The sequence below is a fragment of the Candidatus Acidiferrales bacterium genome, assembly GCA_035934015.1.
In the GTDB taxonomy this organism is placed as follows: domain Bacteria; phylum Acidobacteriota; class Terriglobia; order Acidiferrales; family UBA7541; genus DAHUXN01.
Map to the genome: position 1 here is coordinate 260,351 of DASYYH010000006.1, position 23,019 is coordinate 283,369.

Sequence of the window (23,019 nt, forward strand, 5' to 3'; positions counted from 1 at the left end):
AGGCTTACGAAGCGAAGGCCCGTCATTGATCTGTGGATTTTTTGGGTTTGCCGATTTTTTGCGCCGCCCCGACCCAGAAGAGCACAAAATTGCTGTAGTGATGGTAGAAATGGATGTAGTGCGTCCTGTAATGCATGTAGAGGTCAACGTACTCCGGCAACCACAATGTGACATTGTGATTTTTGAAGGACACCGGCGCATAGTCCACGATGATGTGCTGCCTTGACAATTCGATGGACGGCAGCGGTTTGACGAGGTCCGTTTCCATATGAACCACTTCTCCTGCGTTGACGTCCACCCACGCGCGCCCCTTGAAAGGCAGCACCATGCTCTGCCTATCGCTCTCGAATGCCGACAAAGGGCTCGTGGGCCAGTCCGCTTTCTGCTGGAACCGCACCACCCATGCAGCCCGGTCATTCCATTCTCCCAGTCCTTCGCACGTCCATTGGAAAGCATCCCGGTATGCCGGATGGAACGCCAGGACCAAAGCCGGCGCTCCCGTATCCATGATTCCTCCGGGCATTTCACTTGCGACAAGCACCGGCCGGCGCAACTCTTCCATCCGAATTGACTTCGGATTCGCGTCATCAATCGTTACCATGTAGGTGAATGAGCGCTTTTCCGGAGCCTCCAACAGTTTGTTTCGTTTTACCTCCGTTACTTCGTAATCCTCTGTCGCCGAAAATTCTTGCAAATCCGTCGTTAGCTTTTGGACTTCATTTGCTGCTGCGTCCAGCACCTTTGGCAGCGTGCAAGCCTCGTTCGATATGACAAACGGTTTTTCTGCGTCAATGTCCTCCGGCGCCCAGTCTTCGCTTGGTGGCAGGTCTAGGGCCAGATCTGCGGGCAGTGTCGGTGCAGGCAGATTGATTGTTGCGGGAGAGCTTCCCGGGCCTTTTGGAAAAATACGCACGGAAACCGCCGGCGCAGCGGCCAATTGTTTCCACCACGTTTGGATCCCTGCCACGTCAGGGTAGCGAGGATTTTCAACTAGGAACGCATAAACTGTGTTTCTCGCGTCCTCTCGGTCTCCCATTCCCGCCATCGCTTCGGCGAGCACCAGCTTCACTTGGCTTGCTTTATCCTTGCCATTAGCGAGAGCCGTCTCTGCCTCTGTGCGCGCCTTCTCATAATCTTTTTCGCGCAAGTATGATTCCGCCAGCAGCCAATGCGCTTTCCAGGATGCGGGATCCAGTTGCACGGCCTGGTCCAGCATCCGAATCGCCCCAGCCGTATCCCCTCTCTGATAACGCGCATTTCCGAGCGCAACGAGCGCGAGGCCTTGCCGGGGGTCCGCCGATACAGATTTTTCAAGGTACGGCTCTGCCTGCGAGGCTTTATTGTCGAGCAGGAAACGCATCCCCATAAGGTAATTCACATAGGGATTGTCCTGCGCCAGCTCCAGGGCCTTCTTCAGTTGTTTCTGTGCGGGCTTGAATTTATTCGACTGAAGATCCTTCAACCCGCTCTGCACTTCCTTCACTGCGTCGGGCGGCAGCGTAAATTGGCCCCCGGGTGGTTGAAAGACAAGCGTTTCATCCACCGGCTTCAGAAACACGATGACGCTCTGCGCTTTCAGATCCGTATTTTGCAGCGCAATCCTTTTGTGCGCCGTTTCATAATTTTTTGCGTCGACCTCCAGGTCATACAGATCATTTGTGTTGATGAAATCAAAAAGGTAGGCGTCTTTTACGACTCTGGGAAAAAGCGGCAGAGGATCTTCAAACAGGGAAAGTGTTGGCCTCAGCCTCATCTGCACATCGGCGCTGGGGGGAAGCGAAGCGCCTGTCTCCGTCACCACGTAGACAGTCAGCGAGCCCAGTCCAGGCCCCGTGTTGACAACCGGCATTCCGTCGCCGGGTCCGGGTCCCGGTGGAGTTCCTTGTCCTGCCGCAACTCCCGCAACCATCAATGCCAGCGTGCTGAGCGCAGCAATCTTGCAAAGCTGAATTCTCATCGGTCCCTGGCAAATACATCGTCGAAAGCGGTTTTTTTTGTCGCTTTGTTTTGTTCGCTAACGGTACGGCAGGAAATATTCATTGTCAATCGAGTCCAAGGTCTAGTAGCCGGCCCGTTTGAATTTTCTTAATCGCGACACAAGGAGTCAAAATTCAGGCTGAACCGCTATCGAAAATTTGAGGGAACGTCTCGAAAGTCTGGCATGCCCGCGCGCCCGCAAACAGCAAATTTTCAATGCGAATGTTGGATGTCGCGGCTCGTATGCGAAAAACTGGTTTTGCTCCGCATCTTATTCCGCTGTGACGCCCATGCCGGCCGGAATTTGTAGCCGTCCAGTTTCCCCGTTGGCATAGGTAGTCGTCGGGCCGCGCATTTCCAGATTTTTCGAGTCGAACTCGGATGCGGATAATTTATCAATAGATTTGAGGCGTCCCAGCTTACTTTCGTCTTCTGCGTTAACGCCTAAGCTACAGAGCCATATGGACCGCTTGTAACAATTTTGTATTCAGCCGAAAATATAAATGGGATTTTTGGCTTTAGCGTCCGTTGGCGGTGTTTGTCTTGGGACAGAGGCGGGCCTGGCAATGATCGGATTCAATCGAGCCGAGCTGGATCGTTTAGAGTCGCGCGAAATTCATTTGACCATTCTGTCGGCGATTATCGTTCTGGTGATGGCCGGTGGTGTGGCTCTCTTGATGTACCCGTTGGTGTTTGTTCACCCGGAAGAGGGAGACAAATGGACTCTCCGCTTCGCTTTTATCGGCTTTTGTGTCCTGTCCATTTTATTCGTCATTTATCTCCTCGATCGCCAGCGAACGTTCAGACGGCTTAAGCAACAGCTCGTTGCGCAGCTCGACCGGAACCTCGAGTTGCGCCATCAGGCCGATGTGGACCTTCTCCACAATCTTCAGGACATGAGTCATTTTCAAGACCGCCTCACGATGGAATACCGCCGCGCCTCGAACATGCAGCGCCCGCTCTCTCTGGTCGTGGTGAGACTGAAATTTCAGCAGGACATCAGCGACAAAGATCAAACTACCGCGTTGGGCGAGGTAGCGCGCTGTATCTCCCGGGGTTTGCGTCCCACAGATTCAATGTACCTTCTAGGGCAGGGACTGTTCGGCTTGCTTCTGCCGGATACCGATTCTGCCGCCGCCAACGCGACCACGGTTCAATTGGAACAAACGCTCGGCGCTGCCGGTTCAGCGAACAAGTTTTCCTTCGCTACATTTATTTGCAACTATCCCAATGACGCCAAGAGCGCACACGAACTGGAGGCATCTGTCCTCGCGCTGGTTCCCGAGAGGGATGCCACTCTCATTGGTGTGGATCTGCGCTGACTCGTCCCACTCCGGTCAGATTCCGCGCAAAACTAATGAGGAAATCGGCCGCATAATTGATCCTTGATTATCCGCAAATCGTGGACGATCAGTGTGGTGATGAATTGGAAGGAAGGTTGCCGCGAAGACGGCCACTCAGCTTTGACTGAGGCTCAGACATGCACCTGATTTTCAGTTGTCAGCAAATAACTCGTTCCCCAGCCAAAGTTCCGCCAGCGCCTCTAGATTTTTCTTGTACGTCCGCGTGACCGAAAATTCTCTCCCGCTCGTCAGGCGCAGCAGATATTCCCCGCCCATACAGGGACGGATCTCTTCAACCCATGCTCGATTTACAAGTGCCGATCGGTGAATGCGGACAAATCCGAAATATTTGAGTCTTTCCGCGAGCTCGGAAATCGATTCTCGCAATCGAAACGATCCGGATTCCCGCTGTAAGAGCACGTAGTTGCCCTGTGCCTCAACGGCGATTACGTCGCTCAGATTGATGAAAAGAATTCTGCCATCATTCTTGATCGCCATTCTCGTCGCTTGCCTTGCAAAGGGATCTTGGAGTTCGGAGGCTGCTTCCGGCTGCTGCAGTTCGTCGGTACTGGCCAGTCGGAGAGAGGTTGTGTCAATGGCTTCGCCAAGGTTCTGATTTGTCCCGGGCGCGGTCATCGAATCAGCAAGTTCCGCTGTTGATGCATGTTTACTGTCCACGGTTAGCACCCGCCGGAATCATTACTTCTGGTTTTGTTTAGGTTGGATTAATTTACTCGCTTCAAGGTTGTCTTGATTTCTGAAGATTTTAGTTCCGCTACGCGAAATCATCGGACCGCCCTCTCCCAGTGGAAAAGTTACACGCTTCCTCCACGAGATGGTTGGTCAGTTCCTCTCTGATGACAGCACGATTTCTTTGCTCCCAAATCTGGAATTCCGGGAATGTCTCTTCCATTTGATGTGAATTGCACCGGCCCCGTGGTCACATCGCGTTCTTTAGGTATGAAAGTCGATAATAGAGTGAGAAGATATTTCGCTGTGGCTATCCTGATAAATAGTCATCCTAAAAATCATATTCCCCCGACCTCACTCACCCTCTAAGTCGTTGCAAATGTGTCATCTAGCTTTGGCCCTACTATTGCCAATCATCCGGGAAGAAATGAAGTGCGCCGGGGTGCAACTAGGCGTATGTGGGTGAATTTTTGGGGCTGTTGGTCATTGGCTTAAAAATTTGCGACTGAGGCGGGAGGTAGTCGATGCGTAACTTTTTACGATTGGAACGCGTTGCTTCAGCGTTCTTTTTCTGCGTTTTTGCTTTTGCTTTGGTATTAGGGATGTCACCTAAGCCGGTGTTAGCACAATCGGCGAGCACGGGCATGATCGTTGGCGTTGTGACCGACGCCAGCAATGCCATCGTGCCGAATGCGACGGTGACAATCACGTTGAAGTCAACGGGGACGTCGCGTTCGACCGTGACAGACACTCAGGGGCGTTACGTCTTTGCTGACGTAGACCCTGGTGCATACGACATTACGATTTCCAAGGCTGGTTTCTCGTCCACCGTGATCAGCAACCAGGTGGTGAAGCTCGGCCTGCAACTGACGGAGAACGCGAAGATGCAGTTGGGGAGCGTCTCGACGACGGTAACGGTGACGGAGACGCCGGGAGCCGAGTTGCAGACGGTGACACCGACTGTTGGCACGACGCTGAGTGGCGCGATCATCCTGAACCTGCCCAACCAGAGCCGCGATGCTTCCACTCTGGCCATTCTTTCGCCCGGTCAGAATATCAATGGCAACACGGGCGGTGAATCCCAGGATGAAAACTCCTTCCAGCTTGACGGTGGATTTGCCACCGACGACATGAGCGGTGACAACAATACGTACATCCACGGCTTCGGTTCGGACACGGCGGGCGGCGCGGGTGCTATGCACACCCAGGGTAATAACCAAACACCGTCGGCGGTTGTGCCTGTTCCGGTGGCGAGCATTGAGGAGTTCAAGGTATCGACGGCAAACCAGACGGCGGACTTCAATGGCGGCGGTGGCAGCCAGATGCAACTGGTGACCAAGCGCGGCACGAAGACGCTGCACGGTTCGGTTTACGAATACTATCTGGACAACAATTTTGGTGGCGCGAACACGTGGGACAACAACAGCACGGGGACGGCGCAACCGAGTTCGCATTTCAGCCGGTTTGGTGCATCGGCGGGCGGCGAGATACCGCATTCGAACTTCCTGGGTGGGAACTGGTTTATCTTCGGCAACTACGAAGGCTACCGTTTCCCGCAAAACTCGATCTTCGAACGCGCCTTCCCGACGGCGACTCTGCGGACGGGCTTGATGCAGATGGACGGTGAAGTAATCAATCCAAATAATGTAGCTACGACGGATCCGGCAACAGGCAAGACCTATGCTGCAAACATGGTAACCTGCGTGGCGGCTAAGGGGTGTGATCCGGTGACTGTTGGTTCTGTGACTACCTATACCTACACTCCAGGCCAAACCTTTGGTTGCGGGCCCAGCGGGACTGGCACCTGCGATCCGCGCAATTTGGGCTTTAACCCTGTGCTGAAGAATCTGTGGAACACCTACCTGCCTCTGCCGAATGACTGCAATCAAGGCGATGGCCAAAACTATTGCGGTTATAAGGGCGCCATCTCCACGCCGCAGTCAAGCAACTTCGGCGTGGCGCGTGTTGACCACGACTTTGCCAAGAACTGGCATTTCAACGGCACGTATCATTACTACAAATTGCAAAACACAGTATCGGATCAGTGGGACGTCGGCGGGTTCTTCCCGGGCGATACGAAGGGGGACTACGCGGCCGTTCGCACGAAGCCTCAGGAGCCGTGGCTCTATACGGCAGGCTTGACAACGGATGTGACGCCGAATGTGACCAACGACATACACTTCAGCTATACGCGGAACTGGTGGGCGTATGGAGACCCCGGTGGTGTTCCAAACGTCGCTGGCTACCCGGCCGCACTGGAAGTTGGTGGGGAGAACAGCGGGGCCGGTACCACCGATAACCCGGTCTTTATTCCCTATAACACCAACAACCAGAACGTACGCACGCGCTACTGGGACGGTCATGATTCCATGTACCGCGACGACGTGACGTGGATCAAGGGCAACCATCTGTTCCAGATGGGCGGCACGTATCAGCGGAACAACGATACGCACGAGCGGAACGATAACGGTTCGTTTGTCAACACGTTCGAGCAGTATCTGATTGGAACTTCGTTCACCAGCGCGCTTACTAACAATAACATCGACCTTAGCGGCGTGACGCCGCTTGGCGTAAGCAGCAGCAGCGCTGACGCAGCGAAATATGGCGAGCTTTACTCGATCGTAACTGGTATGGTGGATCAGACACAGGGTCTCTATACCCGCTCGCCCGGCTCGCGCTCCACTGGCCTGCCTCTCTTGCCCAGGCCCACTGGCGACTGTGCGATCGCCGGTGTGGCTGCCACGGCGGATTGCACGAGTTCGCCGCCGCTGCTGAATACCAGCGTCATTCCGACCTACAACCTGTATTTCTCCGATTCGTGGCACTTGAAGCCCACGATTTCGCTGAACTACGGCCTCGGTTACACGGTGCAGATGCCGCCGTACAATACCAATGGCGGCTATCAGACGGTCATGGTGGATCAGAACGACAACATTCTGTATGCCATGAATTATCTGAATAACGAACGGGCGGCGGCGCTGCAAGGCAACGCCTATGCCCCGATGATCGGTTTCTCGACCGTCGACAATACGAATCATCACAATCACTATCCCTATGACCCGTTCTTCGGCGGACTCGCTCCTCGCGTCGGAATCGCGTGGAACGTCCGTCCGGACACAGTGGTCCGCGCGGGCTATTCGCGGATCTTTGGGCGGATCAACGGCGTGGACCCCATGCTGGTACCGATGCTCACGCCGGGCTTGATGCAGCCGGCTGTGTGCGAGGGCCCGACCATGACAGGAACCTGCGCTACAACATCCAATTTAACCACCGCCGCGAACGGCTTTCGGGTCGGCGCGGATGGCGTGAATGCGCCATTGCCCGCCCCGAGCGCGAGCCTTCCCCAGCCGTGGTATCCGGGTTTCAACGACGTCCAAACCGGGCCGGGCGAAACGATCGATCCGAATTTCACGCCAGATCGTTCCGATGAATTCACGCTCAGCATTCAGCACCAGTTCGGGCCGAAAATTCTCGCCGAAGTGGGCTACATTGGCCGCCTCATGTCCAATGAAGGCGAGTATTACAGCCTGACGAACGTTCCGTACATGATGACCGAGGGCGGACAGACGTTCGCTAACGCCTGGGCTCAGGTGATGCAAGCGACAAACTTCGGCACGAACCTGAGCAGCATTCCGGTGCAGCCGTTCTTCGAGACCGCACTGGGAGGAGCGGGGTCAAACTACTGCACAGGAAATTTCGCGGGTGGCATCACTGGCCTTACCAGTTGCACGGCGGAGTTTGTTAGGCAGAACGCCGCCAACGGCAACATGCAAGGGTCTGTTCCGTACAATGCTTGGAACGGCGTTTCCAGCGCCGGTTTCTTGCTATTTAACGGAAATGCTGCCCGGAGCTCGCCGAGCGATCCCATCGGAGTGACGTGCCCGACAGGCAGTACTACTGGGATTGGGTGCCAGGGCGAAACACCGTCCATCGATACGACTGTCAGCAACGGCTTTGGAAACTACAATGCCGGCTATTTGCAGTTGACGATGACGGACTGGCATGGCCTGACCACGAAGGCCAGCTTCCAGTATAGCAATGCGCTGGGCACGGTCAACGTCCTGCAGGCTAGCAGCGCATTCACGACTGTCGACCCCTGGAACCTCCAGAACATGTACGGGCCGCAGACGTACAACGAGAAGTTTAACTTCAACTTCTTCATGAATTACGCTGAACCCTTCTACAAGTCTCAGCAGGGCGTGATCGGGCATCTGCTCGGCGGATGGAACTTCTCTCCGCTGTTCACTTACGGCAGTGGTTTCCCGGTCGAGCTCGGCACGGGGACTGGCGGCGACAACACGAGCTTCGGTGAAACGAATCCGGGCTATGTGGGGTCGGAAGAGAACGGCGTGATCATGCAGAACCTGCACTACAGCGGCACGAGAAAGGCATCGGCTGGTGGGGTGGCCCCGGATGGCACGCCCTGCGGCAACTTCGGCCCAGGCTTTAACGTGTTCAGCAACCCGGCCGCAACGTGCCCGGGAGCTGGCATATTCGGCGATCCGATCCGCAACCCCATTCTTGGCTTCGACGGCCAGATTGGGGGCGGCGGTCCGCTAAAGGGTCTGCCGTTCTGGAACTTGGACATGGGCATCAACAAGAATGTCAAGATCACCGAGAAGTTCAGCGGGACGATGTTCTTTGACTTCACCAACGTCCTGAACCATATGCAACCGAACGATCCTGCACTCAACATCTTTAGCCCAGGTACGTGGGGCGTGTTGGGTGGCGGCGGGAACTTGCAGGGTAACCTCCCACGCCAGTTGCAGCTTGGTTTGAGCATAGACTGGTAGTAGCCAAAGTGGCGGTGCGGGAGGATCCCCCAGATCCTCCCGCTATCGCTACATTCGTACGTATGGTATAATTTCGAAACACCCATATGCATAATGGAGCCAAACAACCGATTGCTCAATTGGCCGCAAAGCCACATACCGACCAGTTGGTACCATGCCTTCCCTCAATTCCTGCCGCGTGTGTCAGAGCCACAGGATCTGTTGTCCAAAGTTGGGTTCCCATTCTTCACAGAGGCAATGCGAGAAAATGACCGAACATATGCGAGAAGATGTCAGGTGTCTGCTTGAATCATTCAGGATTGGGCCATCGTCGCTGAACGCTGCGCTGCGTCAATTTCCAAGGCAAATGTGGCGCTACCGTCCCCGCCCAGACCGTCCGAGCATTCACGATATGGTCATCGAGCTTACCGAAGCGGAGGCAAGTTCCTATGTAATGTCTCGCCAGTGGGTTGCTCAGCCCGGCACACCGCTAAACGAACTCGCCGGTCGGTCCCGGGTTCGATCCTTCGTCTATTTTGATCAAACGGTCCTCGAATCTCTCCGGATCATTTCGTATCTGAGGAGATCGACGTACAGGCTCCTTTACAACCTGCCCGAAAATTGCTGGGACTACACTGCGGCTCATCCTCGCAACGATTCACTCACACTCCATCAGTGGCTGATGATTCTCGAACGCACCATCCCGAGGTCCGTCGAGCAAATGCATATGAACTACGATAGCTGGATCAAGACGCACCCCGCCAAGAAACTCCGTGTGAAATCTGTGGCCAGCTTGGAGTGCATTCCGGAAACAATCGGGTGAAGTAATCAAATTTCATGGGCCCATCTTCGATGCGGGAAAGAAAAACTGCCGGCAAATAAGGCTTGTTGATCGATGAATTGCAATACGAGTGGTTTTTTTGATTGCCCTTTGAGGGCGAATGAATCGTTGGGGTGCGGCCGAGAAGATGCTTGGCCGCATGCGGTCAAGTCAATCTACTCGGATAACTCGAAATGAACGCAACGCTGACCGACATAGAGAAAGATGCGACGAGCTCGGCGCCTAACCCGCAGAAACCGTCTCCCTCTCGCAAGCAAACCACTAGAATCGCCCTTAAGACCCGAGCCGGAGGAGTTGTTTTCATTGCCTCGGCCGACGTGCTTGCTGTCGTGGCGCAGGGTAACTATGTGCTGCTGCAGCGCGAGTCTGGCTCTTATCACCTCCGCGAGTCGATTTCCGCGATGGAGGAAAAACTGAAGCCATTCGGCTTCGTCCGCATTCACCGATCCATCTTGGTAAACAAATCATGGGTCGAGGAGATTCGTCCTCACGCGCCGGGAAAGTACTTGCTGCGCTTGAGAAACGGGCAAGACTATACGGTTACCAGAAGTTACAGAATGAATCTCAAATTCCTTGCCGAACTCTGGCTTGGCAACGACACATTCCAGGGTGCATGACCGCGCTGTAATTGCGTTGGTTTCCCATCCGCATTTGCTTGGGGAGCAATGGTAGGCCCGTGCGGGCTCGAACCGCAGACCTCTACCGTGTCAAGGTAGCGCTCTAACCAACTGAGCTACGGGCCTATTTTTCTGGCTCAATTCTAACACCATCTCTGCTTCGCCGCGACGCTCTCCGCGCCGTCTGGCCCTCACGTTGCGCGTTCCACCATCACCGCGGTCCCGTACGCCAGCACTTCCGTCACGCCCTGCATGATTTCATTTGCATCGTAGCGCACGCCGATGATCGCGTTTGCTCCGCGCTCCGCGGCATGTTCCATCAGCAGCTCCAGCGCATCTTCGCGCGTCTTTTCGCACATGTCCGTGAAGAGCGTGATGTTTCCGCCGACGATTGTCTGCAGCGACGCGCCGATATTCCCGAATATGCTCCGCGACCTCACAATGATTCCGCGCACCAATCCCATGGATCGCACGATGTGGTATCCGGGAAGCTCAAACGCATTCGTCACCATGTTCATATCCACTCGTCCGTTCACCATTGCCTCCTATGCGGTCGCGACCAAACTCGATCTGTCATTCCGAGCCCCGTTCGCGCGGCCTGCGGCAAGCAGCCAACATAAACAAAGTCGCGAACGGGTGCGAGGAATCTGCTTTTCTCAGTTTAGGTCATGCTCAGCTCAGTGCTGCACCACTGGTATCTCCACGTTCGACGGATACTCTTTGCTCCGATAAATCCTCTGCGTCGCCTCGATGTAATCGCTCGCCTTCGCCTTGAAAATATTCGGCACAAACTTCTGCGGGTTCCGGTCGATGATCGGAAACCACGTGCTCTGCACCTGCACCATGATGCGGTGGCCCTTCAGGAAGCAGTGGCTATTCGTGTGCAAATCGATCGTGTAAGGCGTCACTTTTCCCGGCGTAATCGGCTCCGGCCTCTCGAAGCTGTTGCGGAAACGCCCGCGGAAAACTTCATCCGCAATCATCAGCTCGTATCCGCCCATCGACGGCTCCGCTTCATACTTCTCCGGATACACATCAATCAGCTTCGCAATCCAGTCGCTGTCGCTGCCTGTCGTTGACGCGTACAAATGCGCCACAATATCTCCCGCCACGCACACATCTTGTTCGAGCGGTCCCGTGGACCAGTTCACCGTATCCGGCCGCGAATCCACAAATCGCTGATCCTCCACAAGCCACGTGTACCAGCGGCTCCCCGGCCCGTAGGTCTCCTCGATGGGCCTATGCCGGTAGGGAACCGGATGTGCCGGGTCGGAAATATAGCTGTCAAACGCGTTTGCGCCGATTTCCCGCGGCGCGTCAAACGATAATTTCCCCTTCGCGCCAAAATACAATTTCTTCTCCATCACGTTTGCCGTCGGCGGCCAGGCGTCGTAATCCACCCACTTGTTCGCTCCGGTTTCGAATGTCCGCACTTTCTTGAACGGCAGCTCGCCTTTATCCTTCAGCCAGTAGGCAAACCACGGCGCCTGCGCATCCGCGCGAAAATCCTTGCTCGTCGGCACGCCGAACTGAATCCGTCCCAGGCTTTCGCCGTCGCTCCGCGCCCATCCGCCGTGATTCCACGGCCCAACGATCAGATAATTGAAATGATTCGTATCGTTTTTCTCCAGCGTCTCGTAAATCTTCACCGGTCCGTAAAAATCTTCCTGGTCCCACCATCCCGCCACATTCAAATCCGGCACGCTCAAATGCATGTCCTTCAAATACGGATAGAACGCCTGCTTCCGCCAGAAGCTGTCGTAGTTCGGATGGTTGACGTAGTCTTCCCACGTCGGAATTCGCCCGTGCAGATACATCGTGTCCACGTTCGATAGCGGACCCAGCTCGAGATACCATTCGTAGGTGTCGTACTTGTCGAACTGAAAAGTGAAATTCGTCTTTCCCGTCTCCATCATCGCCGCGTATTCGAATCCGTAGCTCAGCCGGAACGCGCCGTTGTGGTGGAAATCGTCGCCCAGAAACATGTCCGCCGGCGACGCTTGCTCCGACACGGCCTTCAGCGCCGGATGCGGCTCGAGCAGCGCCATCGCCGTCAGCCATCCGCCGTAGGAAATCCCCAGTAGCCCTGCGCGCCCGTTGTTGTTCGGCACGTTTTTCAGCAGCCAGTCGATGGTGTCGTACGTGTCCGTGCCTTCATCAATCGCCTTCGGGTCCTTCCGGTCGCGCGGCGGCCGTTGCATCACAAATTGTCCCTCCGAACCGTATCGCCCGCGTATGTCCTGCATCACGAAAATATAGCCTTCCGGAATCATCTCCTGATAAATCCCGAAAAGCCGGCTGTACCCGTTCGCGTCGTCGTTCGTGCCGTAGGGCGTGCGCGTAATCAGAAACGGTAGCGGTCCGCTTGCGTTTTTCGGCGCGTAAATCTCCGTATGCAGCCTCACGCCGTCGCGCATCGGAATCATCGCGCCCTGCTTCGTATAGAGTGCGCTCACGTCAATCATTCCCGTTTGCGCCCGCGCCGTCCGCACATGCAGCGCACACGCACCCGCTGCCGCAATTCCCCCCGCGATGCACACCACCACCGCAATTCGCATCCTCTTCATCGTTTTTCGCTCCACAACCCCGCGCGAGCCTACCACAATTCGCGCCGCGACTTAGTCCTTACTGCGATAAGCTTCAATCACCATGAATTCTTGCCACGTCTTGCCGTCGTCTGACCTCTCGCCTCGCCAAGTAAAGTGATTTTCAGAAATGTTCGTATAGGTAGCGCGCGTAAACACATGGGAGGCAACAGGCTCATCCATGCTATACGTGATTCCTTTTTCGTCGATCTTGACGCCGCTCGTCTCCGTTCCTAGGTCAACCCAGGTACCACCCAAAGCATTTAGCCATTTCATGTTCCAAGTCTTCTTCTTGGCATCATACAAACGAAAGTTTATCCCCAGCACCAGAAGCTCGCCGGCGGACGTAGTCATTCGATACTTGTCCTCGATCGCGTACCCATCCAGGATGTAACGTCCCTCCCACTCGGCCATCAGACCCTCCCAGGTCCCGTCCTCCCGCTTTAGCTTCGCCTCGCAACCCCACTTACCGACCAGAAAGGCAAAGCGAGAAAGTTCTGGCGGTGCGTTGGGATTGAGTTTCCCGTACTCCTGTTCGTCAGTTTTCATGGCTCGAGAATTCGCCTGCGCAGGCTTCATCGTGGCTCTCCCACCGCATCCCATAAGTGCCGTTTACGGTTCGCAGCTTCAGCTGCGATATATGTTACTGTTTTGAAGAATCTTCCTTCAGCAACTCTTTCCGGTTCTCTTTCAAATCCCTTCCGCTCCTCTCCGTCGGATACGGCACATCGTCTCCCATGAGTCCATACCACACAATCCGGTTGAACTTTTCCGGATCTACGTGATCCTCCACGGAAAAATCCATCCCCTTCGTCTTCTCCGCCCAGTACGCCGCGTCATGCCGCGGCTTCGCATGAACGCCGCTCTGCGCCGCTCCAGCTCCCGCCGCCGCACTGCCGATAGGCAACTGCGTGCTGCGTAGCACGTCCGGAACAATCGCGGTGTACGTCCACGGCTTGTACTCCGTTGTGAACACGTCCGCCATCGGCTCCGCCACCGCATCGTTAATTCCCATCGGCTTCATGCCCAGCACGTCTTCGATTGTCCGCAGCAGATTCACCGTATCGTAGTGCGCCGACACCACTGCGCCTTGCTTCACGTAAGCGCCCGCAATCAGCACCGGACTGCGATGCGCGTCCACGTGGTCCGGCCCGTTCTGCGCGTCATCTTCCACAATGCAAATAATCGTGCTGTTGGCAAACGGGCTGTGCGCCACCGCTTCGATCACTTTCGCAATCGCATAGTCGTTGTCGGCCATCTCCGCTTCCACTGTGCCGGTCCCGTCAATCGCGTCGCCAAACTGGCCGAGATGGTCGCGCATCAGCCGTATAAATTCCAGATTCGGCATTTCCCCGCTCGCCACATAGCCATCAAACTCGCGCTTCCACTCCACATACCGCCAGTAATCCGGCAGCGCTAAATCGAATCCGCGAAAATAAGGATCGGTCACGGGTATCAACGCCGCTTTAACCGCAAACGCCACGCGCGTTTTCGTCTTGTACGGCTCGCGAATCACCGGAATCAGCCCTTTTTTCGCTAGCGTCGCGTCGTAGCGCTTGTCGTCCACAAAAAATCCATAATTCCGCAGCGTCAGCTTCGCCCGCAATGCCGCGTCCCACAAATATCCTGTGCCCGCATCGCCGCCCGGCCCGTCCGGCGCCTCGACGTCATTCGTCCCCGGCAGCAGATCGTCATCTTCCGGCGTATCCGGATTGTCCTTCCGCCGCGCGCTCGGCGACGCAACGCCAGTATTGATGTTGCGGTCCTCGCCTTCGAAATCGTAGGACAGGCCTCGTCCCGCATAATAGATAGGAACTTCGTTTTCCACGAAGTCCGTAGTCCGCGCTGCCGTCGACCAGTTCCATCCCTCACCGCTCACATCGCCACTGCAATAGAAATTATCCAGATCCACGAATTGCTCCGCGATCTGGTGATGATTCGGACTGAGCCTCTGTCCCAGCACCGCCAGCTTCGGGTCTCCGTTGCCCTCGGGTAAATCCCCCAGCACCTGATCGTATGTGCGGTTCTCCTTGATGATGTAAATCACATGCTTGATGTGCTGTCGCAAAAACGCTATCGTTTTTTCGTTTTCTGCCCGCTGCGCGTCCGTTTCGTAGTGATTGTTCTCCGCCACCTGCTTCGTCAGCGACGCCAGCTCATCGCTCGCCGGCGTCGGAATCGTCTCGAACCCTCCCTTGTTCAATTGCAAAATGTATTCGTTCTGTGCGTAGCAGTGATCCAGCCCGCCCCGTGCAATCGAAGTCGTATTCCGGCATCCTTCCGGATTCGGACCAGGAATACTCTGCGTGTCCAGCACGTACAACATCTTTCCATCCTTGCTCACGCTCACCGAACTCGGATACCACCCCGTCGGTATCAGCCCGCTCACAGAACTAGATCCCGTTTGCCCCAAATCAATCACCGCGATCGAATTCGCTCCTCCATTCGTCACGTAAAGCTGCTTCTCATCCGGCGAAAGCGCCAAACTGTTCGGATTGCTTCCCATCAACTTCGCTGGGTTCGAATAAACCGCGCGCGGTGCAGTCGTGCCTACGGTTACAAGCATGCGATTCGATGTAGCATCAACCACCGCCACCTCATCATCTGTCGCCAGCGCTGCGTATAAGTACTTCTGCTCGCGATCCAAAATCATCTTCCCCGGCTCCCCGGGCACAGCAATCCGTTTCGTTACTTTCGGCTGGCCGGAAATATCCACCACCACAATTTGTCGGTCGCGCGGACTCGACACATACGCCGTGTCATTTCCCTTCGTCACCACCCAAAACGGATACTCTCCGCCCGGCACTCCTTTCTGCTTTGGGTCGCTCGCCCCGGGACGCAAATCCAGATCCGCTGTCTTCTTTCGCGCCGCCACATCCACCACGCTCACCGAGTCATTCTCGAAATTCGCCACCACCAATTTCTTTCCATCCGCCGTCACGCCAATCCCCGCCGCGGCCGGCTTCACGCCGATGCCCAGCCCACGCTTGTGTCCAAGCGCAATCGCTGGCGCAGCTTCCGCCCACTGCCCATTCTGTTTGGCAAACACGTGAACGTCATCGTCCACGCCGCCCGCCACGTAAAATTCCTGTCCATTCGGATTCCACGCAATTCCGTCAAATGTATTCGCCACCTGCAGCACTTGTGTTTTTTGCGGACGGCCCTGCGAAACATCGAACACGAAAACATATTCATTCGAATCCCGCTTGATCCGCTTTCCCGCCGAGTCATCCATTTCGTTGTATCCGCTGGTCAGCACCAGCAGCGTCGCGCCATCGGGACTCATCACCGACGTCACTGGCTGCCCCGCCACGTAATCCGGAAAATCTTCGAGCCCGGGATTCAGCGGCACGTAATACGACCCCTGCGCCGCCATCGGCGTAATTGTCATGCCCGTCGGTAGCACCGCGCGAGCCTCCAGCGAAGGCAGCGTCGGCTGCTGAACCACGGCCACTGTTTCCCGTGCCGTTCCCGCGCGATATCGCATCGCAAAATAAATCGCCGCAATCACGCATACCACAAGCACCACAACTCCGATTCCGCGCTGCCCGCTCATGTCTCCTCCTCGGTTCCCCGACGTCCAAAGCGAACGCCATTTTGTCACAACTTTTCTTCGCCGCCTTTGCTAAATTCTCTTTGACGAATATCATGCATGCAGATTGTTACAGCCCGTTTACATCTCGGCTCGCCTCAAGTTGACATTTCCCTGACGAGAATTTTGTCACGACAAAATAGGGCCTTGTCCCGTTTTTAATAAATTTCATCCCAGTATGTTCGTCTCCCTCTCTTCGGTCTCGCCCAATCCGCGCTACAATCTCCGCATTCCAAGGAGGCCTGCATGAAACGCGGCTTCTTCAATCAAAAGCTCGGCAAACGCAACTCTCGTCGCTCTGAAATGCTGAAATCCAAGTCCTTCGCCCGGCCATCCGTGCGCAACCCTCGCGCATCGAAACAACCGAACACGGGCGCGCATCCCGGCCGATGAGAATCCCACCGGGGATGCTATAATGTTCTCCGGGTTTGGCCGCTTGTTTTGGTCATTCCGCTAGGGCGTCTATCGCGCGAGAGAGCAGGGAAGAGAAGATGAGCTCATTTTGGAAAAAATTTGTAATTGTTCTCTCGGTGATGGTTTTCGCCTATGTCGCTGTGGGCTACGTCAAGGGCAACTCCGACAGCGACACATCGTACGTCTCTCTCACCGTTTATTCCGAAGTTCTCCAGCATATTCAGGACGATTATGTCGATACGCCGGACGTCCACAAAGTCACCATCGGCGCTCTTCACGGCCTTCTCGACTCTCTCGACCCGCAATCCAGTTATCTGAGCCCGCGCGAATACACGGATTACAAATCGAAGGTCGAAGACAAGTCTCGCGGCCAGGTCGGCGTTTTTCTCTCCAAGCGCTTCGGTTACGTCGTTGTCGTTTCCATGCTGCCCGATAGCCCTGCCGTGAAGGCCGGCCTGCGCGATGGCGATCTTTTCGAGACCATCGCCGGATTTTCCACCACGCAGATGTCCATCGGCCAGGCTCAGGTTCTCCTCACTGGCGATCCCGGGCAGACTGTTAAAGTCGAAGTCATCCGCCGCGGCACGCAGCAGCCTTTTGATGTCACCATGACCTACGCGAAGCTCCAGCCGCCGCATCTTATCCAAGAGACCATGCAAAAGGACATCGCCTATCTCCGCGTCTCGGCCTTTGAGGCGGGCACAACCGCTCAAATCCGCGACAAGCTCCAGGAATTCCAGCGTCAGGGCGCCAGGAAACTGATTCTGGATTTGCGCGACTGCGCTTCCGGCCCCATGGATGAGGGCATCAGCGCCGCCAAGCTCTTCCTCTCATCTGGCACGATTACGACCCTCAAGGGCCAGACTGTCGCGCCGCAAGTTTTTTCCGCCGACGCTTCCAAGGTCGTCTGGAATGAGCCGATGACCGTTCTGATTTCCGGCGGCACCGCCGGGCCGGCCGAAATTCTCGCTTCAGCCATCGCCGGTAACCATCGCGGCGATTCCGTGGGCGAAACAACCTTCGGCACCGCGTCGCAGCAGAAAATTATCAATCTCGACGACGGCGCAGCCATCATCCTTACCGTCGCCAACTATTTCACGCCGGATGGAAAATCGATTCCCAAAGAGGGCGTCTCGCCCACCGTTCCTGTGATGCCGCAACAGCTCCAGAGCGTCGCGCAGCTCAATCAGGATCAGGACCAGCTTGCGCCTCCCGCGCCGGGCCAGCTTCCTTCGCCCGATGATCCCGTCGTGAAGAAAGCCATCGAAGTTCTCCAGAATCCGCCCGCGCAGAAAGCCGCCTGATTTTTCACGTGCCGGCTTCGCATCGGGGGGCTGAGTTTCCTCTCCGCGCATTTTTTCGTCGCATCTCCGCGCCTGCATTTTCCTTTTTTCTCATTTTCCTGGCCGCCGGTTGCGGCAAAAGGCCGCCCTCTTCCGCAGAGATCAATGCCATCACGAGCGATCTCACCTCCGCCGCTCAAAAAGCCGCTGGCCGCGGCGCGCAAATCGTCATTCGTCCCGAATCGCAGCCTCTCTCCGGCGGCGGCTCGCTCCATATCGCCAACGACATCTACATCCGCCTGGCGGACGCTTCAAGTCTATCCGCGGTCGATCAAGCTCTCGCGCGCGCCGCCGCTCGGTCCCGTCTCACTCGTGCCTCCTACGCTCATTCCGCCAATGCCATTCGTTTTGATCTGCTCCTCCGCGGCGTTCGCATCGAGTCCGTTCGCATCGGCGCACCGCGCAGCGCAAACGCAAACCAGCTCGCCCCTTCCGAAACCGGCCCGCGCCTCGCCATCATCATTGACGACATCGGCGCCGACGCCGCCGCAGCTCAAACACTCTTGAAGCTGCCCGTTCCTCTCACGTTCTCTGTTCTCCCCGACCAGCCGCATTCCGCCGAAATCGCCGAAGCCGTTTTCCGCCGCGGCGATCAAGTCATGCTGCATCTGCCGATGGAATTCGAAGGCAGCACGGCCAAGCCCGAAGCCGTCGAGTTGCGCGTCGGAATGAATCAGAGCGAAGTCGAAAGCATTCTTGCCGCCATGCTCGCCAATGTTCCGCACGCCATTGGCGTCAATAATCACGAAGGTTCGCGCGCCACGGCCGATCCTCAGTTGATGGCCGAATTGATGCCGGCTCTTCGCGCGCGCAACCTATTTTTCATCGACAGCCGCACCACCGCCGCGACCGTCGCTTACGATGAAGCCGAGCAGGCCGGCGTGCCCGCGGCCTCGCGCAACGTTTTCCTCGACGACGTTGAAACGCGCGGCGCCATTCTCGGCCAGCTCGATCTCGCCGTTCGCGACGCGCAAAAACAGGGCTCGGCCATCGCCATCGGCCATCCTCATCCCGCCACGATCGCCGCCCTCGCTGAAGAGTTGCCGCAGCTCAAATCCCGCGGCATCCAGCTCGTCTTCGTGTCCACGCTCGTGCGCTAAAATGAATTTCTTCTGAATTGATTCAGAGAAGAAGTGAAAGCTGCCACTGCAGTTTCACCCGAGGATTTCGGAAATCATCCCGATCACGGTTTCCGCAATCGCTCCCGCCGAAGTCAGCGCCGGTGATTCCAGCCCGATCAGTTGCACCACACTCGGAAACTGCTTGTCGCGCTCGATGATGAAATCGGAAGGATGATGGCTTCCCGGCGGCGCGAGTTTCGCGCGAATCCCCGTGTACGACGGACGCAAATCCTCGGCGCGAATCTCCGGCAGCATCGGCCGCGCCATGCGCGCGAAATCTTCCACGGGCGGCCGGTTGCTCTCGTAATCATTCTTGTCCGCGATGTAATGGGCCGTCGGGCCCACGAGCACGCCGCCGTAAAGCGTCTTCGTCAAATGCACGCCCAGGCTCAGCCCCTCCGGATGCGGCAGCGGATAAACCAGTCCGCGCACCAAATCCGTTCGTCCGCGCACGATTTCGCAATACTCCCCGCGCACGGGATAGATTTTGTGTTTCGCCATCTCCGAACCGAGCAGCCCCGCAATCTCATCGGCAAACAATCCCGCGCTGTTCACCAGGCATCGCGCCTCGATTTCTCCCACTGAGCTTTTCACGCGCACCGTGCCGCCCGCCGCCTCAAGTTTTTCCACCTTCGCGCGCAGCACAATGTCCGCTCCTTGCTCCGCCGCAATCCGCGCGTATGCTTTCACGAGCTCCTCGCTCGCCACAATTCCCGTTGATGGCACTTCAATCGCCGCCGTCGCTGCAATATGCGGCTCCCGCGCGCGTACTGCCGCCGCATCGACAATCCGCAATCCTTCGACGCCGTTCGCGCTCCCGCGCTCCATCAGTTCCGTGAGCGTCTTTTCCTGCTCGCGCGAAGTAGCGACAACAAATTTTCCCGTGTTGCGATGCGCAACGCCGTGAGCCGCGCAAAATTCGTACGTCAGCCGGTTCCCGCGCACGCACAGCTTCGCCTTCAGCGATCCTGGCGTGTAATAAAGCCCCGAGTGGATTACGCCGCTGTTGCGCGTGCTCGCGCCCATGCCGAGCTTCGGCATCTGCTCGAGCAGAAGGACGTCCTTCCACTTCGCGGAAGCGGCGCGCGCAATAGCGCATCCCACCACCCCGCCGCCGATAATGACTACGTTGGCCCGATCCATACTGGAATGCAGCGAAAAGAAATGGATTCGCCGCTCTGGAAGTCCTCCCAAATGGTTTCAGGGGGTCGGAGCTTTAGCTCCGACATAAACCAGCCTGAAAAATGGGGCTTTAGCCCCTGAAGCAAAGCCGTTGACCGCTCTTGATATTTAGGAGATGCCCTCAAGTCTTTCCTCTCGTTCCTTCGGAGCAAGCTTTTTCAATAATCTCCGCCCGTTCCCTCGAACTTCGGCGTGCACGCCACTGCGCGCGGACCCGAGCCATCGTGCACCGCATAGCGGATCGTTTGCCCGTCATGACGGTCCGACCACAGCGCCGCCGCGCCGTGAACTCCATCCTTGTTCAGCGCGTAAAACTGCAGGTCGAACATCTTCAGCCTCGACCTATCGAAGTCGTAGTTGTGCACCACGCGGTCGATCGCTTCCATGCATGCATCCGTCGGTGACATCCCCCGCCGCATCATCTCCACCACCGTGTGCCCGCCCGCGATCTTGATATCTTCTTCTCCGCGCCCCGTCGAACCCGCCCCTCCCACTTCCTGATCCACAAACAATCCCGCTCCGATAATCGGCGAATCGCCGCACCGCCCGGAGATTTTCCACGCTAGCCCCGAAGTCGTCGTCACGCCAGACATTTCTCCTTTTCCATTCACCGCCAGGCAATTGATCGTTCCCGTCGGCGGATGCGCAACCACGTCCTTGATCCACGGCGCCCACGCCTGCCGCTCCGGCGCGTTCAGCAGTTCCGCGAGTTCCTTGTTGAAGTCCGGCGCGTCCAGCCCCGGCCGCCAGTCCTTGGAAGTCGCCGCTTTCCACGCCAGCCACGCAATGCGCGATTTGTCCGTCAGCAGATTCATCGCCTCGAATCCTTCGTCGATGGCAAACTGCGTCGCGCCCCGCCCCACGAGAAACGTATGATTCGTCCGCTCCATGATCACGCGCGCCACTTTCGACGGATTCTTGATCTTCTCGATCGCGCCCACCGCGCCGCATCGCTTCGTCGGCCCGTGCATCACGCACGCGTCCAGTTGCACCACGCCATCTTCATTCGGTAGCCCGCCGTACCCCACGGTATTGTCGTTCGGATCGTCCTCCACCGGCACGACGACCGCTAGCACTGCATCCATCGTGTCGCCCGTCGTCCGCAGCACCTGCATCCCCGCTTCGAGATGCGGCAATCCGTTCAGCGCCGAAATAATGCACGGGCGGTTGCCATTCGCTGCCGCAACCTCTCCGCCAGCATTCGCCGCTGTGCCTTCGTTAAGCGTTCTGCCGTTTTTCGTTGCAATCGCGCCCCACACATTCGTCGCCGTCGCCGCGATTCCCCCCGTCAGAGCACTCAGAAAAAATCTTCGCCGTGTCACCTTTTCCATTTTTCGCCTCGCACAAAAATCACATTCCCGCGCCCGCGAGCATAGCCTCGCGCGGCCTTTCCCTCAAGCAGCCTTTTCGTCATCGTCGCTGTTCCGCTTCATTGCGCCGTCCTGCGTCGGTGCCGTTTCGCATTTCCCGGTGAACTTTTTCCTCCTGCCCTGCGTATTGACAGATGAGCTATGGGCAGTCAGAATCCGCCCAGCATTACGTCGAAATCGGAAAGCCGAACATGGTCCATCTCGAAAATCTAACTAAAGAATACGATCTCCCCCCTATCAAAGGCAGGCCCGCGGCCGTCGTCGCCGCCGATCGCCTCAATCTCACCATTGCCGACGGCGAAATCTTCGGCTTCGTCGGCCCCAACGGCGCCGGCAAAACCACCACGCTCAAAATGATCTGCGGCCTGCTCGTTCCCACTTCCGGCGTCGTCGAAGTCAATGGCATCGATGTCGAGCGCCGTCCCGAAGACGCCCAGCAATTCCTCGGCTATCTCGCCGATTTTTTCTCGCTCTATGACGACTTGAAGGTCTGGGAGTATCTCGATTATTTCGCCCACGCCTATAAAATGCCCTCCGCGGAAATCCCCGCGCGCGTCAATGAGGTCATCGCCTGGGTCGGCCTCGAGTCCAAGCGCGACGCTTTCATTCAGGGTCTTTCGCGCGGCATGAAGCAGCGCCTCGGCATCGCCCGCGCTGTGCTTCACGATCCGCCCGTCCTTGTCCTCGACGAGCCTGCCTCCGGCCTCGATCCCAAAGCGCGCGTCGAGCTGAAAGACCTCCTGAAAAATTTGAATCGCCAGGGCAAGACCGTCCTCATCAGCTCCCACGTTCTTTCCGATCTCGAAGAAATCTGCACCTCCGTCGCCATCCTCGAAAAAGGCCATCTGCTTCGCGCTGGCAAGCTCGCCAGTGTGATGCAGGAAGCCGCCGCGCCTTCGCGCCGTCGCATTCGCATTCGTGTCGCCGCTACGAGTGATCAACTCCTCGGCTGGCTCTCCGCGCGCGGCGGCGTCTCCGACGCGCATCCCGCGGCGGGCGTCGTCTCCGGCTCCTCCGCCGTCGATTTTCTTTTCGCTGGCAACGACGCCAATCTCGCCGCGCTCGTCCGCGATCTGGTCATGTCCGGCGCGCCTGTCTTTGCCGTCGAAGGCTCTTCGGAATCCTTCGAACAAATCTACGCCCGTCTTTCCGGCGGGGAAGTGATGTGACCG

Annotated in this window: 16 protein-coding genes and 1 tRNA gene; 8 read left to right on the forward strand and 9 right to left on the reverse strand. The window is 56.9% G+C overall.

Annotated features, from left to right (window positions below; translation table 11 throughout):
- Positions 1-22: 22 nt before the first annotated feature.
- Positions 23-1,957 carry a tetratricopeptide repeat protein gene (locus VGR81_03540; GenBank protein ID HEV2288006.1) on the reverse strand — a complete coding sequence of 645 codons (1,935 nt, stop codon included), beginning with the start codon at positions 1,955-1,957 and terminating at the stop codon, positions 23-25.
- Positions 1,958-2,543: 586 nt separating this feature from the next.
- Here VGR81_03540 and VGR81_03545 point away from each other — a divergent pair.
- Positions 2,544-3,299, forward strand: a complete 756-nt coding sequence (locus VGR81_03545; GenBank protein HEV2288007.1) for a hypothetical protein — start codon at positions 2,544-2,546, stop codon at positions 3,297-3,299.
- Positions 3,300-3,470: 171 nt separating this feature from the next.
- On the opposite strand, the gene VGR81_03550 is transcribed toward VGR81_03545, so the two are convergent.
- Positions 3,471-3,998 carry a LytTR family DNA-binding domain-containing protein gene (locus VGR81_03550; protein HEV2288008.1) on the reverse strand — a complete coding sequence of 176 codons (528 nt, stop codon included), beginning with the start codon at positions 3,996-3,998 and terminating at the stop codon, positions 3,471-3,473.
- 536 nt (positions 3,999-4,534) lie between these two features.
- Between VGR81_03550 and VGR81_03555 the strand changes: the two genes are divergently transcribed.
- The 3 genes from VGR81_03555 (at position 4,535) to VGR81_03565 (ending at position 10,240) form a co-directional block, all read left to right on the forward strand.
- On the forward strand, positions 4,535-8,803 hold the full coding sequence (locus VGR81_03555; GenBank protein HEV2288009.1) for a carboxypeptidase-like regulatory domain-containing protein: 4,269 nt from the start codon (positions 4,535-4,537) through the stop codon (positions 8,801-8,803).
- A 391-nt stretch (positions 8,804-9,194) separates the two neighbouring features.
- On the forward strand, positions 9,195-9,605 hold the full coding sequence (locus tag VGR81_03560; protein HEV2288010.1) for a hypothetical protein: 411 nt from the start codon (positions 9,195-9,197) through the stop codon (positions 9,603-9,605).
- A 191-nt stretch (positions 9,606-9,796) separates the two neighbouring features.
- Entirely contained in the window at positions 9,797-10,240 is a 444-nt protein-coding gene (locus VGR81_03565) for a LytTR family DNA-binding domain-containing protein (GenBank protein HEV2288011.1), read from the forward strand.
- 49 nt (positions 10,241-10,289) lie between these two features.
- Here the strand turns inward: VGR81_03565 and VGR81_03570 are convergent.
- The 5 genes from VGR81_03570 to VGR81_03590 form a co-directional block, all read right to left on the reverse strand.
- Positions 10,290-10,366 (reverse strand) — tRNA-Val (locus tag VGR81_03570).
- A gap of 65 nt (positions 10,367-10,431) precedes the next feature.
- Complete coding sequence (locus tag VGR81_03575) at positions 10,432-10,779, reverse strand: YbjQ family protein (protein ID HEV2288012.1); 348 nt, start codon at positions 10,777-10,779, stop codon at positions 10,432-10,434.
- Positions 10,780-10,917: 138 nt separating this feature from the next.
- Positions 10,918-12,807, reverse strand: a complete 1,890-nt coding sequence (locus VGR81_03580; protein HEV2288013.1) for a CocE/NonD family hydrolase — start codon at positions 12,805-12,807, stop codon at positions 10,918-10,920.
- Between the two features lie 51 nt (positions 12,808-12,858).
- A complete protein-coding gene (locus VGR81_03585; protein HEV2288014.1) occupies positions 12,859-13,374 on the reverse strand; it encodes a hypothetical protein in 516 nt (171 codons plus the stop codon).
- A gap of 94 nt (positions 13,375-13,468) precedes the next feature.
- Positions 13,469-16,381 carry a beta-propeller fold lactonase family protein gene (locus tag VGR81_03590; GenBank protein HEV2288015.1) on the reverse strand — a complete coding sequence of 971 codons (2,913 nt, stop codon included), beginning with the start codon at positions 16,379-16,381 and terminating at the stop codon, positions 13,469-13,471.
- Positions 16,382-16,663: 282 nt separating this feature from the next.
- On the opposite strand from VGR81_03590, the gene VGR81_03595 reads away from it, so the two are divergent.
- The 3 genes from VGR81_03595 to VGR81_03605 all read left to right on the forward strand — a co-directional run bounded on the left by VGR81_03595 (position 16,664) and on the right by VGR81_03605 (position 19,274).
- Positions 16,664-16,810 carry a hypothetical protein gene (locus VGR81_03595; GenBank protein HEV2288016.1) on the forward strand — a complete coding sequence of 49 codons (147 nt, stop codon included), beginning with the start codon at positions 16,664-16,666 and terminating at the stop codon, positions 16,808-16,810.
- Between the two features lie 98 nt (positions 16,811-16,908).
- A complete protein-coding gene (locus tag VGR81_03600) occupies positions 16,909-18,135 on the forward strand; it encodes a S41 family peptidase (protein HEV2288017.1) in 1,227 nt (408 codons plus the stop codon).
- Positions 18,136-18,143: 8 nt separating this feature from the next.
- Positions 18,144-19,274, forward strand: a complete 1,131-nt coding sequence (locus VGR81_03605; GenBank protein ID HEV2288018.1) for a divergent polysaccharide deacetylase family protein — start codon at positions 18,144-18,146, stop codon at positions 19,272-19,274.
- A 54-nt stretch (positions 19,275-19,328) separates the two neighbouring features.
- Here VGR81_03605 and VGR81_03610 read toward each other — a convergent pair whose 3' ends face one another.
- Positions 19,329-20,438, reverse strand: a complete 1,110-nt coding sequence (locus VGR81_03610; GenBank protein HEV2288019.1) for an NAD(P)/FAD-dependent oxidoreductase — start codon at positions 20,436-20,438, stop codon at positions 19,329-19,331.
- Between the two features lie 197 nt (positions 20,439-20,635).
- Positions 20,636-21,808: a N(4)-(beta-N-acetylglucosaminyl)-L-asparaginase gene (locus tag VGR81_03615; protein HEV2288020.1), complete on the reverse strand. Its 1,173-nt coding sequence runs from the start codon at positions 21,806-21,808 to the stop codon at positions 20,636-20,638.
- A gap of 230 nt (positions 21,809-22,038) precedes the next feature.
- On the opposite strand from VGR81_03615, the gene VGR81_03620 reads away from it, so the two are divergent.
- Entirely contained in the window at positions 22,039-23,016 is a 978-nt protein-coding gene (locus tag VGR81_03620) for an ABC transporter ATP-binding protein (protein HEV2288021.1), read from the forward strand.
- Positions 23,017-23,019 lie beyond the last annotated feature (3 nt).

What these genes read in the sequence shown, in the direction of transcription:
- VGR81_03540 (HEV2288006.1), bottom strand. Translation starts at nt 1,957, where the DNA reads ATGAGAATTCAGCTTTGCAAGATTGCTGCGCTCAGCACGCTGGCATTG.
- VGR81_03545 (HEV2288007.1), top strand. Translation starts at nt 2,544, where the DNA reads ATGATCGGATTCAATCGAGCCGAGCTGGATCGTTTAGAGTCGCGCGAA.
- VGR81_03555 (HEV2288009.1), top strand. Translation starts at nt 4,535, where the DNA reads ATGCGTAACTTTTTACGATTGGAACGCGTTGCTTCAGCGTTCTTTTTC.
- VGR81_03560 (HEV2288010.1), top strand. Translation starts at nt 9,195, where the DNA reads ATGGTCATCGAGCTTACCGAAGCGGAGGCAAGTTCCTATGTAATGTCT.
- VGR81_03565 (HEV2288011.1), top strand. Translation starts at nt 9,797, where the DNA reads ATGAACGCAACGCTGACCGACATAGAGAAAGATGCGACGAGCTCGGCG.
- VGR81_03575 (HEV2288012.1), bottom strand. Translation starts at nt 10,779, where the DNA reads ATGGTGAACGGACGAGTGGATATGAACATGGTGACGAATGCGTTTGAG.
- VGR81_03580 (HEV2288013.1), bottom strand. Translation starts at nt 12,807, where the DNA reads ATGAAGAGGATGCGAATTGCGGTGGTGGTGTGCATCGCGGGGGGAATT.
- VGR81_03585 (HEV2288014.1), bottom strand. Translation starts at nt 13,374, where the DNA reads ATGAAAACTGACGAACAGGAGTACGGGAAACTCAATCCCAACGCACCG.
- VGR81_03590 (HEV2288015.1), bottom strand. Translation starts at nt 16,381, where the DNA reads ATGAGCGGGCAGCGCGGAATCGGAGTTGTGGTGCTTGTGGTATGCGTG.
- VGR81_03595 (HEV2288016.1), top strand. Translation starts at nt 16,664, where the DNA reads ATGAAACGCGGCTTCTTCAATCAAAAGCTCGGCAAACGCAACTCTCGT.
- VGR81_03600 (HEV2288017.1), top strand. Translation starts at nt 16,909, where the DNA reads ATGAGCTCATTTTGGAAAAAATTTGTAATTGTTCTCTCGGTGATGGTT.
- VGR81_03610 (HEV2288019.1), bottom strand. Translation starts at nt 20,438, where the DNA reads ATGGATCGGGCCAACGTAGTCATTATCGGCGGCGGGGTGGTGGGATGC.
- VGR81_03615 (HEV2288020.1), bottom strand. Translation starts at nt 21,808, where the DNA reads ATGGAAAAGGTGACACGGCGAAGATTTTTTCTGAGTGCTCTGACGGGG.
- VGR81_03620 (HEV2288021.1), top strand. Translation starts at nt 22,039, where the DNA reads ATGGTCCATCTCGAAAATCTAACTAAAGAATACGATCTCCCCCCTATC.